We start from the raw sequence: 15,100 nt of genomic DNA on the forward strand, positions 1-15,100 counted from the left end.
AGGAATGAGAATTAAATAACTTCCACTCTTGAAAGTGGGATGGGCGTCCCGCCCGTCCTTTTTGGACGGGCGGGACGCCCATCCCACCATAACAATTAAAATTGTAAGTTATTTAATTCGCGAGCCTTAGTATGATTTACATATTTTTTTTTTACTAGGAATCATGCGAGGTAAATCAAACTTGGTTTCTTTTTTTGACTTTCACTGCTTCCTTACCACAATTACCTTAAACAACCGGGTTAATTTGTTCGGGACTGTGGCGGAAAATATGGCACATAACGCGAGGTTTAGGGGTTTAAAAAACTCGGAATTTTAGTCAAAACTACGTAAGTATCGCTCGCCTGTTATACATCTTGCTTAAAGTAGCAAAAAACTCGCTCAAATCCCTACTCGCCGGCGCTCCCGCTTCTTTCTGCATCGGGCGAGCAGCTTGCAGCCCGCTTTCAGGAGCAACTAACCGAACAGCCGACTTTCTCTCAAAAACTTTATATTTTATGGAGGAACTTTACCAAAACTTCATAAAGATCGAGTAAAATTTTTATGTATTTTTGATGAAAGCCAATATAGGCAAGTCTTGCACTCAACTTTAGACAGTTACCGAAACCAAGTAAATGTAGTAGCTTGGAAGTCTAGGCCGGATGAAAATCTTGCTGTTACAGATTAAACTGTGCCAATCTAGTGTCAGTGAAAACTCTTAGAAGAAGCACTCATTTACTGCAAAACACCCTTAAGTGAGATATGTATGTATATTCACTGGTGTGGAGCCTCTTCTTCAGGTTTGACGATCGTCCTAAATATCGCAGTCTCGCGATCGTCTATTCGCGTCACGGCAACATGGCATTTAGGGCATTTTGGGCCTAACTACCTAACAATACAGGAGGAATCAGGGTTATGACTACCTTAACGCTAGTCAAAAAAACATCTTTTACAGTCGCCAGCTTGGCAACCACAATGTTGCTCAGCATCTGCCTGCCCGTCCGAGCTTTCATGTTTGGCACCGACGGCATCCAGTTCGATCAAGATACCAATGTAGAGTTCACATTCCTAGAATCTCACAACTCTTACCAGTCCAGCTTGTGGGTAGCAGCCAAAGCTGCTGAGCCACAAAACAATGGCTACACCAACATCGCCAGACTGTTTTACGAGACTACACCCTCAGATAACGGCTCTGCCAACAACTGGAAAGGAACCTTCGGCAACGCAGTCACCTCCGAAAACGGCTCCATCACCCAAAACTTCAGATTTTTGAAGGATCAAATTTATGCCCTGCTGCTGTGGAGCGACACCGGCAGTGGCAACCCTCTCGCGCAATACGTCTCGTCAAGCACCTTCATGAACAGCTCCCAATGGCGGGCCGCTGGCACCCAGTTCCGAAGAGATGAATGTCTGGTGGCGGGATGTCAGCTTGCTGTGTTAGGTAACTTTGTGCTCCCCAACAACTCCAGTGGCTCCTTTGCAAACATCAACGGCGGTAAAGGCCCAGAGCAATTTTCATCCCTCACAATGGCCGAACTGGCTAATGGCACAAAAATCTCCTTCGACGATGCCGAACCAGGAACCAAGCTAGACTTCAACGACTTCACCGTGTTGGCTCAGTTAGCCCCCCAACCAGTCCCCCAACCAGTCCCCCAACCAGTCCCCGAACCAGCCCCCGAACCAGTCCCCGAACCAGTCACAGTATTCGGGACTATCCTGGGGATCGGGGCTTTGGCTGCGGCTCGCAGGAAAAAAAAGCGAGGGCAGTAACCATAAAAATGACTCTTAACCAGACCCATACAAATCTAAATAGTGCGTCTGTTCAGTGGTAATCTGAGGAATAGCATTTCTAAATGTTAAGACTTTTTCCATAACGGGAAAAATAGCATCCTAACAAAGGCACTATTCATGGTATCCACCGCAGAAAAAACGAACGTAGGCTACATCACCCAAATCATTGGGCCGGTTGTAGACGTAAAATTCCCAGGCGGCAAACTGCCCCAAATCTATAACGCTCTCACGATTTCCGGCAAAAACGAAGCAGGTCAAGACATTGCTGTTACCTGCGAAGTTCAACAACTGCTCGGAGACAGCCAAGTGCGTGCAGTTTCCATGAGTACCACCGACGGCTTGGTGCGTGGCATGGAAGTAGTAGATACCGGGGAATCGATCCAAGTTCCAGTCGGAATCCCAACTCTCGGCCGGATTTTTAACGTCATCGGTCAACCCGTAGACAACCTCGGCCCGGTCAATACTTCCGAAAGTATGCCCATCCACCGCAACCCGCCGGCTTTCACCGAACTGGAAACCAAGCCTTCGGTGTTTGAAACCGGGATCAAGGTGATTGACCTGCTGGCCCCCTACCGTCGCGGCGGCAAAATCGGTTTGTTCGGTGGCGCAGGCGTCGGCAAAACCGTGATTATGATGGAACTCGTGAACAACATCGCCAAGGCTCATGGTGGCGTGTCCGTGTTCGGTGGTGTGGGCGAGCGCACCCGCGAAGGTAATGACCTCTACAAAGAAATGATCGAGTCGGGGGTTATTAACGAAGAAGACCGCAGCAAGTCAAAAATTGCTCTGGTTTACGGTCAAATGAACGAGCCGCCTGGTGCTCGGATGCGCGTGGGCCTGTCGGCTCTGGCGATGGCCGAATACTTCCGTGATGTCAGCAAGCAAGACGTGCTGCTGTTCATTGACAATATCTTCCGGTTTGTGCAAGCGGGCTCTGAGGTATCGGCTCTGTTGGGTCGGATGCCTTCGGCTGTGGGATATCAGCCGACTCTCGGTACAGACATGGGCGACTTGCAAGAACGGATTACTTCGACTACCGAAGGTTCGATTACTTCAGTTCAAGCTGTGTACGTACCTGCGGATGACTTGACTGACCCCGCACCGGCTACGACTTTTGCTCACTTGGACGCTACAACTGTGTTGTCTCGCGGCTTGGCTGCGAAGGGGATTTATCCTGCGGTTGACCCGCTGGATTCTACGTCTACGATGTTGCAAGTTAGCGTTGTCGGCGAAGAGCACTATGGTGTTGCTCGTCAGGTGCAGTCAACTCTGCAACGCTATAAGGAATTGCAAGACATTATTGCAATTTTGGGCTTGGATGAGCTGTCGGAAGATGACCGCTTGACAGTTTCTCGCGCTCGCAAAATTGAACGGTTCTTGTCTCAACCGTTCTTTGTGGCTGAAGTGTTCACCGGTTCCCCCGGCAAGTACGTCAAGCTGGCAGACACCATTAAGGGCTTCCAGATGATTTTGGCTGGCGAACTTGATGAGTTACCAGAACAAGCTTTCTATTTGGTGGGCGATATCAACGAGGCGATCGCCAAAGCTGAAAAAATGAAGGCTGACGCCAAGTAATTTTAGTCATGAGTTATTAGTCATTGGTCATTAGTCATTGGTCATTAGTTGTTAACTGTTAACTTTTAACTGTTAACAACTAAGTGACTGCTGACTGCTGACTGCTGACTAATGACTAATTACTAATTACTGCTGACTGCTGACTGCTGACTAATGACTAATGACTAAGGACAATTTATGACATTAACTGTGCGCGTAGTGGCCCCAGACAAAACTGTTTGGGATTCTAATGCTGAAGAAGTAATTCTGCCGAGCACCACAGGCCAACTGGGTATCTTGAGCGGTCACGCTCCAATGTTGACAGCTTTGGATACCGGAGTGATGCGCGTCCGTCCCGGCAAGGAATGGGTGTCTATTGCTCTGATGGGCGGCTTTGCAGAAATCCAAGAAAACAAAGTTACTATTCTTGTCAACGGCGCTGAAAAAGGCGAAACCATTGATAAAGAAGCTGCTCGTACTGCTTACACCGAAGCAGAAGCTCGTTTGCAAAAGGCTACTACCGGCACTTTGCAAGAGCAAATTCAAGCTAAGCAAGCAATCAAACGCGCGAGAGCTCGTTTCCAAGCTGCCGGCGGCACGCTCTAGCATTTCTCCCTTGGGTGAAGTACAAGATATAGAATAGGAACACGGCACTGCCCCATTGGTGTCAAAAAACACGTCAAACCTAGTATCAGTCTGCTGTCTGACGGTAAGGCCTCGATCCCCCCTAACCCCCCTTAGTAAGGGGGGAACAAGATCCTACTCAAAGTCAACCCCTACTCCCCTTATTAAGGGGGATGCGAGGGGGATCAAGACTCAGGTAAAAGCGAGATTTCTCAGTAGGGGCGGTGCCCCCGTGCCCGCCCAAATTTACTCGTGTCCGCCCTAAACTCCCGCCTCGGACAATAGAGATTGCATTGTTTCCCAAGATAACCCCTGCTGAAGATAGCGGGGGTTATTTGGATTGTAGGGACTCTCCACGCGATCGATACTGATGATTTTTGCTTCCTCCGGCAAAACAGGAACCTCTGGATCGCTCGCGGTCGATCGCGTCAGGGAGCTAGAAAAGCCTTTAAAAATAGCAATTTCATCGAATTCGCCGTCAATTTCGGCCTTGACGATTAAAACTTCGTGCGATCGTTTTACCGTGTATTGTTCCAAGCGACGAGCAATAGAGTCAGCCATAGCAAATATCACTTTCCTGAAATCTGCTATAATATAGCTTAATTTTGTGGCTAATTTCAGGGGCAGCGAGCCAATATTTTATTCTTAATTAAACCTTTTTTAACAGCCGGAAGTAAGCGCACATAATATAAATTGTGTAAAAAAAAAGTTGCAATATTTTCCGTCAGCAAAACCTACTTGTTCAATATTTTACAGCATATTTTATGTATATTTAGTACGGATAAACCGGGTTTCGATCAACAGAATCAGTTAAGATGCGAGAACTGTAAATAAACCCCGTGAGAGCGCGGTATAATTCATAAACCTGGAATATTCTGTATGATGCAGAAACAGAACCAAGCATTCAACTAAAACAGGCAACTGCTGGTGAATTTCAAAAATGTCTGGAGCTTTATTTCGAGAAAAATTTTACTTAGACGCAAAAATTATTCAATAAGATTTGCGAAAGAAAGCCTCAAGATAAGTTAGGATCGCGAATTAAATAACTTACAATTTTAATTGTTATTGTGGGATGGGCCTCCCGCCCGTCCTTTTTGGACGGGCGAGACGCCCATCCCACTTTCAAGAGTGGAAGTTATTTAATTCTCATTCCTTAGCAGCAATTTACTCTCAGCGCTCTCTAAATAATGGAATGTCTGGAGTGCCACAAGGATAGTCGGGGATAGAAGCTTTGGATGAAAAGTAGTGATACAGATATATTGTATGTGAACATCGGTAGGGACAGGGAAATGCCTTGTCCGGCGCGGGGACGAGCACACGGAAATGCCGTGTCTCTACGGTTCGCTTTGACTTTTAATAATTTGGTATAAGATGAAAGATTGTAGAACCGATATCGCGTCTTCCTTGTGTAAGTTGTGTTTAAGTACAAAATGGTTTATAATACTTACCAGCGGTAAGAACTAGCTCCAAGTATTAACTGGGTTTTTCAACCTAAACTAATGTTATGTCCACTCTTTCTCTCAAGCACTTAGTGGCAAAACTTTCAAGAAAAGCAACGCTGCAAACTGTACTCATAGTTCCCTTTGTCTTGCAAGTATTTGCAGCGGTGGGTATTGTAGGATACTTATCATTTAGGAACTCTCAAAGAGCAGTGAATGACCTTGCGGATCAGTTGATGGGGGAGGTGAGCAATCGCATCGAGCAAAATTTGAGAACTTATCTGCAAACTCCGCACCAAATCAATCAAAGCAAGCTGGATGCGGTGAAACTCGGTTTTGTGAACATGAAAGACTTGTCAGCTTGGGAAAAGTATCTATGGCGACAAGTGCAATTATATCCTTATATCAATTTTACATCGATCGCTAATCAAGATGGAGAATATCGCACTGGCGAAAAGATGTCTAATGGCACTTTATTGATTAACGCATCGGGGCCTTCTACAAATTTTAATTTTTATTCTTACAATACTAATGATACGGGCGATCGCACGACAGTAGCCGCCTCCGTTAAAAACTTCGACATCCGACAGCACCCTTCCTACGCCTATGCGGCTCTAGAAGCCAAACCAACTTGGAGTTCAGTTTATATATCCTTCCTAGAACCCACCTTACTCCTCAGCGCGCTGCAACCAGTTTACAACAGCCAGAAACAGCTAGAAGGAGTATTAATTGCTGCTTTGCGTCTCGACAGTATCGGTCAATTTTTAAACAGCCTCAAAATAGGTAAATCTGGTCAAACTTTTATTATCGAAAGAAACGGCACGCTGCTGGCAACTTCCACAGCCGAAAAACCTTTCCGCACCCAAAACGGTCAAAAAGAACTGTTTAAAGTTACAGAAAGCAGCGACGCAGTAACGCAAACTACAGCTAAATATTTAGAAAGTCACTTTCAAAACTTGCACCAAATTACAAAATCGCAGCAAATAAATGTTGAAATCAACGGCCAGCAGAAATTTTTAAAAGTCCTGCCATTTCAAGACGACAAGGGTTTAGATTTGCTGATTGTCGTTGTCGTTCCCGAAGCCGACTTTATGGAACAAATTCATGCGGGCAACCGAACTACAGTGTTGCTATGTCTGGCAGCTTTGGGCATGGCAAGTGTGTTAGGAATTCTCACTTCTCGCTGGATTATCAAACCTCTTATAAAATTAAAAAATGCAGCAATAGCTTTATCTGAAGGACAATTTGACCAAACTGTCAAGCTCGATCGATCCGACGAATTGGGCGTACTTGCCGCTGCTTTTAACAGCATGGCACAACAACTGCAAGCATCTTTTACTGCATTAGAAACTAAAAATACCGAATTGCAGCGACTCGACAAACTGAAAGACGAATTTTTAGCCAATACTTCCCACGAACTCCGCACTCCGCTCAACGGCATTATTGGTATTGCAGAATCTTTAATAGACGGTGCTACTGGACAACTGCCAGAACCAACAAATTTTAACTTAGCTTTAATTTCATCATCGGGCAAAAGATTGTCTTCTTTAATTAACGATCTTCTGGACTTTTCTCAGCTAAAACACAAAACGATAGAACTGCAAATTAAGTCAGTCGGTATTCGAGAAATAGTCTCTGTAATTCTCACTTTGTCTCAGCCATTAGTAGGCAAAAAAAACTTGCAGTTGATTAACTCAGTCGCTCCTGAATTGCCGCCAATAGCAGCAGACGAGAATCGCTTGCAGCAAATACTTTACAACTTAATCGGCAATGCAATTAAATTTACCGAAAGCGGCAGAGTTGAAATTTCAGCAGAATTGGTAACGGGCAACGCACAATCACTGCCTAATTCCCAATTAGCGATTAGTGTATCTGACACCGGTATTGGCATCCCCGAAGATAAATTAGAGCGAATTTTTGAATCCTTTGAACAAGCTGACGGTTCCACTGCTAGAGAATATGGCGGCACGGGTTTAGGGTTAACTGTTGCCAAGCAATTAGTGGAATTGCACGGAGGTAAAATTTCGGTATCTTCAACTGTAGGCGTCGGTTCCCAGTTCACCTTTACTTTGCCCGTATCTGAGAGTCAACCGGAATTTAGCAGCATACAGCCGCGTTTAACCGAGGGTTCTCCCATTTTTATTACTCCTGAACTAGCCCGCCAATCCTCTATAATAAATTCTCAGGTATTAGACAATACCGAGTCGCTAGAAAGTGAAAAATTAAAAATTTTGGTAGTTGATGATGAGCCGATTAATATTCATGTCATCATCAACAGTCTTTCTCTAGCCAACTACGAAATTACTCAAGCGAGCAACGGCTTAGAAGCTTTAAATCTGATTGAATCAGGATTTAAGCCGGACTTAATTTTACTTGATGTAATGATGCCGCAGATGACGGGTTATGAAGTATGTCGAGAAGTCCGCAAAAAATACTCGCCTTTAGAAATGCCGATTCTGATGCTGACGGCAAAAAATCTAACTACTGACTTGGTAGAAGCTTTTAACTTAGAAGCCAATGATTATGTAACTAAACCTTTTATAAAAAAGGAATTGTTGGCGAGAATTAATACGCAAATTCGCCTAGCAAAACTGAATGCAGCCTACGGCAGGTTTGTGCCGCACGATTTTCTAAACTTGCTGGAAAAGCCGAGTATTATTGAAGTAAAATTAGGCGAACATCAGGAAAGAGATATGACAGTGCTGTTTGCTGATATTCGCTCGTTTACTGCGCTTTCCGAAAATATGACACCGGATGAAAATTTTACATTTATTAATACTTACTTGGGAAGGGTTAGCCCTGCAATTAGGAAAAATAACGGGTTTATTGACAAATACATTGGTGATGCAGTAATGGCACTGTTTCCTACATCCCCTGAAGATGGTGTGCGAGCAGCAATTGATATGCAGAAAGAAGTAAATCTCTATAACCAGCAGCGAGAAAAAAATGGCTTGTTTCCGATCGCGATCGGCGTCGGTTTGCACGCGGGCAATTTGATGTTGGGTACCATCGGCGAACGAGAACGGATGGAAAGTACGGTGATTGCTGATGCGGTGAATCTCGCGTCTCGTTTGGAAGGATTGACTAAGGTTTACGGCGCGGGCATTCTAGTTAGCGGTGCAATTATCGATCGCCTAGACGATCCAGAAAAATATAAGTACAGATTTGTCGATCGAGTAACGGTGAAAGGAAAGACAAATGCTGTGTCGGTGTTTGAAATTTACGATACAGAAACAGAGGAAAGCATTGTACTCAAGCAGCAAACTGCGGAGGTTTTTCAAGAAGCCCTCAATTTTTACTACGAGCAAAAATTTGTTGCCGCCCAAAAAGTATTTCAGAATATTTTACAAATCAATCCAGACGATCGGGTAGCAATGCTGTATTTCAAACGCTCTCGCAAGTATCGAATGTACGGAGCCCCGGAGGGGTGGTGTGGGGTGGAAACTTCGACAGAAAAATAGGGCGCACACTGCACGCCCTACTCTGTTTAACACATGGTTGCACAAACTTTAAAATATAGTTGTACAAACACCCAATTTATTCCAAGTTTTAGGGCCGACAATGCCATCAGCAACGATTTGTTGTTGGTTTTGAAAATTGATAACGGCTTGTTGGGTTTTCGGGCCGAATCCTCCATCAGTATTTAAAGAAAATCCCTTGGTGTTCAAGAGTCGCTGAAGGTAGCGAACGTCCTCATTTTGCGTGACACCATCGTTGCGTTTTAGTATGGGAAAATAACGGCAGGAAGGTAATTCAGTACGAATTGCGTTTGTGGTTTGCATGGTTTGATTCTCCATTGGTTGTTTGCAAGTTGTTTAAAAGTAGAGAAGTGGGGAAAAGATGTTAGTTAATACTCCTGGATGCACTTTTAACGGGCATAAACGAGGTTTCGGCTTCGCTCAACCACCAGGTTTTTTAGCGTTTCTGGGGGCGAAAAAGAAGTATTGCAGTGAAACAACCCAGTTTCTTGCTACCCGTGCGCCTAGGATTAGTTAACTTGGATTTAACATCCGGGTTCACCTGTATAACAAGCGCCTAATAGACTCCAAGTTTGAGGGCCAACAATGCCATCAACAGCAATCTGATTTTCCTTTTGAAATCTGATGACTGCTTCTTCGGTTTTTGGGCCGAAGAATCCATCAGTTGCGACGGGATATCCGTTTTCAACTAAGGATTGTTGGAGATAGCGGACGTTTTGATTGGCAGTGGTGCTATTATTTCGTTTCAGTGTGGGCAGTGAAGAGCAAAGAGGCAATTGAGCGTAAATAGGGTTTGTGGTTTGCATTGTTTGATTGGGGATTAGTGGTTTGCAAGTCGTTTGAACTTGCTATTCCCCAGTTGTAGCTGTGGGGGGAAGTGCTTTAACAGTCGCTTTTTATAGTGACGCTTATTTGGGGTAGCTCAAATGAGTGACAGCCCGCTATCAAATCCCTTTTGTATAAAATAATTGTCAAAGGCAAACAGCAGCGAATTTCCATTTTTTATCAACTTTTAGCATCTTTGCCGGAAGCCCCACAGCATACCTGTAGGGCTGTTGGTGTCGGGATGGATAGGCAGATTGACGTAGGGAAAGCGAGGCAATCAATCGTGTCACGGTGTAATCGCTCCACTCTTGTATAAGCTGAGTAAGGGTTTTTTCTATAGAGTAGGCAAAAATACTGTATTTAAAGCTAGTTAACCATTTGAGCGAAAAGGGCGATCGGGAAAATTGGTCTGGGGTTGCGACTTTAACTTAGAAGTGATATCGTAGTATCGGTAAATAGTAGATTTCCGGCTGTCAAACAACTTGAGAATGGAATCTATGACAATTTCTGTAACTATCGGGTTAAAGTCAGAAATAAACTCGTCGGCGTTGAGATTTTCTCTAAAAAATTCCTTAGCTCGATCGCACTGATAGCGCATTTCGTCAAAGCCAACAATTTTTACCACAAACGTTGTCAGGGGCGAACTCTCCAAATCGGTATTAGAAGTGCTTTTAGCCCGCCCATTTTCTAATAAATTCAATACTTCCGCTTCTAAACTAATTTTAGGTTTATAAGGTTTCTCTATTTCTGGAAAAAAGCTTTCCAGGCGCACGCAGTTAGGAACTTGAGCCGGAATTCCTCCCATCATCATCGCCAGAGAAACCTCAATCCCCAAATCCGAAGAAAGAGCTTCTAGCAGGGCTAGGGCAGCCAGTTTGCACCCCAAATAAAGCTTCGCAATTTCGAGATTGTACTTAGCAGTAGTTTCCCAGCGCTGATAGGTGCGATCGTCTGGATATCCCTCAAACTGTCGGAAAATTATTTCTGGCTTGAGATAATTCAGAAAACCTTCCATCTTCACCAAAGCAACTCGGTAGTCGCGAACCGTGTAAAAACCCCAGCATATGAGATTGTGATTGGTTTCCGGCAGTAAATTCCAGGTATTTGCCAAAAAATGGGCTGAACTATGGTGAGCAAAACTCATCACATCCCGGTTAGAGATTCGCACAGCTTTTTTGACCGTTTCCCGCATTTCCTCGTCCGTTAAACTGAGGTTAAACAGGCTATTTATTGCTTGCAAGCGCTCATAAAGACGCTGGCTTACCGTTACTCCCGCATCGGCGGCGCGAAACGGAATTGTTGCTTCAATGCAGCCGGCAATTTGAAGCAATTGCTCGCGTTTGAGAAATGGTTCTAGAGCTTTTGCTGCTACGACAGCGCTGAGAAATTCGTTTTGTCCAGCCAAAGGATTGAGGACTTCGCCCGGTACAAAATTGAATACCAGCATTACCATCTCGAAGGTAGCATCCGCAGGCAGTTCAGATTTATCCCGAATTTGTAGGTGTTGGTTAACCTCTTTTGCAACAGGAGTGATGTAGTAGCTGACGTTAAAGTTAATGCTGCGATCGACTTGTAGGTAGACGGTATCGTGAAATAAAGCTGCCAAAACCTCGATCGCATCTTCATCTCCCCCCACATCAAAAATATGTTCGGGAGTGTGAAAAAACCGCCAGGGCCCCATCATCGGCTGAACAATCAGTTCGGCAATCCGAGCGAGTTCACTTGGTTCGACTTTTGCTTCCAGGCGATCGATCGCCCAAATCAGCCTGTCTAAGCACTGTAAGTAGGCTTGTTTGCTATCCATCACAGTCTTTCCCAATAACATTACTGTCAGTCGATTTTAGATTTTAGATTTTAGATTTTCTCGACAGATGAATCTGGAAGCTGGAACCTTAGTCTAAAATTGTTAGATATCCACGACTGGAGTCCACGGCTTGTATCCGTTTTTGGGCGGGTCACGTCAGCCACCCGGCTGTTAGTTTGATTTTATCCTAGATGCGCCCCGGCTGTTTTTATTTGGGATTTATGAGATTTTGGTGGAATAATTTAGCTGCCATTTAGGAGGGAAATACTAACTAAAACTAAACTTAATTTCCGGTAGCTGACCTCCCCTGTTTTCCTAGTCTAATTAGCACAAAGTATGACAAGAAAATTACATAGATAGCTAAACCAATCAGACCCAACAATCCCAAAAATTGAGGGGTTGTAGTAGGGTGAAACATTTGTTTATAGAGCCAAGGTGGGTCTAACCAAATGCGGCAAAAAGGTTCGTCAATTACCTCAATTTGCGATTTAAAAGCACAGCTTAAGAAGGGAAGTTGAGCAAGAGCGCCCAAACCGCTGTAAACAGTAATCGCCCACCGCCAAGCTGTAAAAGCCAGTTTCAGGGGCGACTGCGGTCGATCGGCAATTTCTTCGTTTAAATCCTCCCAAAACCACAGACTCGCAGGAATTAAGGCCCTCCCAATCACCGACGATACAAAGCTCACAGGCAGCGCAGCCATCATCAGGTAAAGTGTAATTGCCAGCAAACTCGCCACCCGCCAATAAATAATCGACAAACGGACGATCGCCTCAGCTTTTGCCACAACAGCCCAAATCAGCACTACCAGCGGGATCGAAATTGTTAATAACACAGACAAACGGTAATCCATCCACACTAGCGGTTGAAACCAAGGCCCGGTGGCTGCCAATAAAAGACTCAACATCTTTGGGAAAATATACTCACTTATTTGTCACAAATTTTACTACAAAAATGCTAAAAAATCAGCAACCAGAACACGGTCTTAATGTTTTAGTTACTGCTACATTTTCTAAGGTACTTGGCGCGCTTTGAAAGGTACTTGAGACACGATAGACGGCAATACGCTTGAGTTAAAACTGTTTATTCTTGAGATATCTCCTTCCCATCCTCGCCCCTTTTGGGGGACGCAAGAGCAAATTCTTGTCCCCCTTGGGGGGCGAGGGGGAAGCTGGCGGATTTGAACCGTATTGGGATAGAGGGCAAATCTCACCATTATTTCAAGGCTCAACCCCTAAAATAAAATTCTCCCGCGCCAAAAGTTAGATTTCGGCGCGGGAGGTTCGGCATAGAGCTAAATGGCTCGTTTATTCCTCGTAGATGCGGCACTCAGCAGCGTCAGGATTGTCGTCGCAAAATTTTTCAAAAGAATTCTTAGGTTTGACTTGCTTTTGGTGGGAAGCTTCTGCTTGCAGTTCTTCAACTGCGTCCCACGCCGCCGCGCATTCCCCGGAAGTTGCGCCCTTGAGGTCACAGACGGTACGAGCGCTTTCTAGTTCTTCTTCAATTTTCTCTTGGATGTTGCCTGCGGGTGTTGTTGTCATAAAACTTGTTGGTATGAATGTGTAGGAGAATATGGTTGTCCCCGACCTATTTCTAGGTAATGTTAGCACGCGCCTTTGTTTAGTGAGCTTGTTCGGCTAACGGCACGTCCTTAACCCAAATAAAGATGTTTAACCGTTAACGACAGAGCAAGGGACTAGCTAAGCAGCCACTTGGTGTCATAACTCAAAAAACGTAGACCTCTAAAGTATACGGCTGGTCAACTGTGGTTTAAGTCAAAGGCTCGAAGCGAGCGTGTCTTTAGACCTGGGTCGTTGACCTTATTAAGTAAGAAAGGTTTTCTTTTGGGATGTTAGTTTGGGTTGGATTTGCTGTTTCGGTCTGGCGACCCCAGCTAATAATAGCTTGAGATGCGGTGCGGTTGCAGCAGCCCAGAGAGAAACCATCCATAACTGCGATCGCAGTAGCCGTCTCTACTCCCTGCTTTACTAGCCCGTAGGCGGATTCTAGTCCACAGGCATCAATGTAGGTCGAGCCAACCTTACTTTTGATGAAAACATTACACGAGGTTGGTGTGTCAAACTGTATTGAGCTTTATCTTTTAAGATTTAGCTGAACACGGGATTTAACAGTTAACAGATTAATGGGACACTCATGTTAACTTATGTTAACACAAGAACGGCGATCGAGGGGGAATCGATCGCCCAAGAATAGCGTCCCCCCAGTGGCCAGTTCCAGTTAGCCTAATGTATAGAAATAGTTTTATAGAGAAGTTTGCCTTATGTACACCCAAAACCAAATGCAATGGGTCAGCGCTTTATCAACCCGTCCCTCTTTGGAATCCGCCCTCAAAGAAGTTGTAGAACAAGCCGATCGCGACCTAGAAGGCCAGGCCGATTTAGCACTGATATTTATCTCGTCTGCCTTTGCCAGCGAGTATTCTCGGCTGATGCCTTTACTCCGAGAAATGCTGCCAGTGCCCGCGATCCTGGGATGTGGCGGGGGAGGAGTCATCGGCACGAACCGGGGGGGCCTCACCGAAGAAGTCGAGGGATCTCCCGCAGTCAGCCTCAGTCTGGCGCGCTTGCCGGGAGTGAATGTCAGAACTTTTCATGTCGGTTCAGAAGAACTGCCCGACTTAGACAGTCCCCCGGATACTTGGGTGGATCTCTTGGGCGTGCCGGCCCAGGAAGAACCGCAGTTCATCATCTTGGCTGACCCCTTTTCCGCAAAAATTAACGATTTGCTACAAGGGCTCGATTATGCCTATCCGGGCGCGGCGAAGGTAGGGGGACTCGCTGGGGGGGACGGTGCGGGCAGGGGCGCGGCGCTGTTTTGCGACTATCAGCTTTACCGAGAAGGGACGGTTGGGGTAGCTTTGAGCGGCAATATAGTTTTGGAAACGATCGTCGCTCAAGGCTGCAGGCCGATCGGGCATCCTTATCGGGTGACGGAAGGAGATCGCAATATTTTGCTGAAACTCGAAGAACAAACCGATGATATCGGCAGCGGGGGCATCGAGCGATCGCCCTTAGAGGCTTTGCGAGAGTTAGTTCAAACTTTGAGCGAAGAAGACCGAGAATTAGCCCAGCACTCGTTATTTGTAGGCTTAGTCAGCGATGAATTCAAACTGAAATTAGAGCCGGGAGATTTTTTAATCCGCAATCTGTTGGGAGTAGATCCGAAAGTGGGAGCAATTGCGATCGGCGATCGAGTCCGTCCCGGACAGCGCATCCAATTTCACCTGCGGGACGCGCGCACCTCTGCAGAAGACCTAGAAATGCTGCTCGATCGCTATCAGCGGGCCGCCGAGTACAGTGGTACATCCAGCGTCGGCGCCTTGATGTTCTCTTGTCTGGGGCGCGGTGAAGGGCTTTACGGGGAATCGAACTTTGACTCCCGACTTTTTGGCCGATACCTCAAAAACATCCCCCTGGGCGGCTTTTTCTGCAACGGCGAAATCGGCCCCGTCGGCGGCAGCACATTTCTGCACGGCTACACATCCGTATTCGGGATTTGCCGCCAAAATTCATAATTGGTGAACTGTTGACTGATGACTGTTGACTGTTGAAAATCTAAAATCTAAAATCTAAAATCGCCTCATGACC

11 protein-coding genes are annotated in these 15,100 nt (G+C 45.5%); 5 read left to right on the forward strand and 6 right to left on the reverse strand.

Translation table 11 applies throughout. The features are described from left to right. Window positions 1–891: 891 nt before the first annotated feature. The 3 genes from QUB20_RS14560 to atpC all read left to right on the forward strand — a co-directional run bounded on the left by QUB20_RS14560 (window position 892) and on the right by atpC (window position 3,927). Window positions 892–1,746, forward strand: a complete 855-nt coding sequence (locus tag QUB20_RS14560; protein WP_333240749.1) for a PEP-CTERM sorting domain-containing protein — start codon at window positions 892–894, stop codon at window positions 1,744–1,746. Window positions 1,747–1,884: 138 nt separating this feature from the next. Continuing rightward, on the forward strand, window positions 1,885–3,342 hold the full coding sequence (gene atpD / locus QUB20_RS14565; RefSeq protein WP_333240747.1) for a F0F1 ATP synthase subunit beta: 1,458 nt from the start codon (window positions 1,885–1,887) through the stop codon (window positions 3,340–3,342). 177 nt (window positions 3,343–3,519) lie between these two features. Further along, window positions 3,520–3,927: an ATP synthase F1 subunit epsilon gene (atpC, locus tag QUB20_RS14570; RefSeq protein ID WP_333058306.1), complete on the forward strand. Its 408-nt coding sequence runs from the start codon at window positions 3,520–3,522 to the stop codon at window positions 3,925–3,927. A gap of 279 nt (window positions 3,928–4,206) precedes the next feature. Here atpC and QUB20_RS14575 read toward each other — a convergent pair whose 3' ends face one another. Then, entirely contained in the window at window positions 4,207–4,506 is a 300-nt protein-coding gene (locus QUB20_RS14575) for a DUF7734 family protein (RefSeq protein WP_333240746.1), read from the reverse strand. Window positions 4,507–5,449: 943 nt separating this feature from the next. Here QUB20_RS14575 and QUB20_RS14580 point away from each other — a divergent pair. Further along, window positions 5,450–8,845, forward strand: coding sequence for an ATP-binding protein (locus QUB20_RS14580; protein ID WP_333246482.1), 3,396 nt, complete (start codon window positions 5,450–5,452; stop codon window positions 8,843–8,845). Between the two features lie 48 nt (window positions 8,846–8,893). On the opposite strand, the gene QUB20_RS14585 is transcribed toward QUB20_RS14580, so the two are convergent. From QUB20_RS14585 to QUB20_RS14605, 5 genes are all read right to left on the reverse strand, one after another. Continuing rightward, window positions 8,894–9,166 carry a peptidoglycan-binding domain-containing protein gene (locus tag QUB20_RS14585; protein ID WP_333057934.1) on the reverse strand — a complete coding sequence of 91 codons (273 nt, stop codon included), beginning with the start codon at window positions 9,164–9,166 and terminating at the stop codon, window positions 8,894–8,896. A 221-nt stretch (window positions 9,167–9,387) separates the two neighbouring features. After that, window positions 9,388–9,669: a peptidoglycan-binding domain-containing protein gene (locus tag QUB20_RS14590; RefSeq protein WP_333246480.1), complete on the reverse strand. Its 282-nt coding sequence runs from the start codon at window positions 9,667–9,669 to the stop codon at window positions 9,388–9,390. 389 nt (window positions 9,670–10,058) lie between these two features. Then, complete coding sequence (locus tag QUB20_RS14595) at window positions 10,059–11,513, reverse strand: hypothetical protein (RefSeq protein ID WP_333246478.1); 1,455 nt, start codon at window positions 11,511–11,513, stop codon at window positions 10,059–10,061. 262 nt (window positions 11,514–11,775) lie between these two features. Beyond that, window positions 11,776–12,396 (reverse strand): DUF3177 family protein, encoded by a 621-nt coding sequence (locus QUB20_RS14600; RefSeq protein WP_333240730.1) that lies wholly within the window; start codon window positions 12,394–12,396, stop codon window positions 11,776–11,778. Between the two features lie 400 nt (window positions 12,397–12,796). Further along, a complete protein-coding gene (locus QUB20_RS14605; protein WP_190662788.1) occupies window positions 12,797–13,033 on the reverse strand; it encodes a Calvin cycle protein CP12 in 237 nt (78 codons plus the stop codon). A gap of 740 nt (window positions 13,034–13,773) precedes the next feature. Between QUB20_RS14605 and QUB20_RS14610 the strand changes: the two genes are divergently transcribed. Beyond that, entirely contained in the window at window positions 13,774–15,027 is a 1,254-nt protein-coding gene (locus QUB20_RS14610; RefSeq protein ID WP_333246476.1) for an FIST N-terminal domain-containing protein, read from the forward strand. Window positions 15,028–15,100 lie beyond the last annotated feature (73 nt).

Origin of the sequence: Microcoleus sp. B4-C2 (assembly GCF_036705265.1) — a bacterium.
Classification (GTDB): domain Bacteria; phylum Cyanobacteriota; class Cyanobacteriia; order Cyanobacteriales; family Microcoleaceae; genus Microcoleus.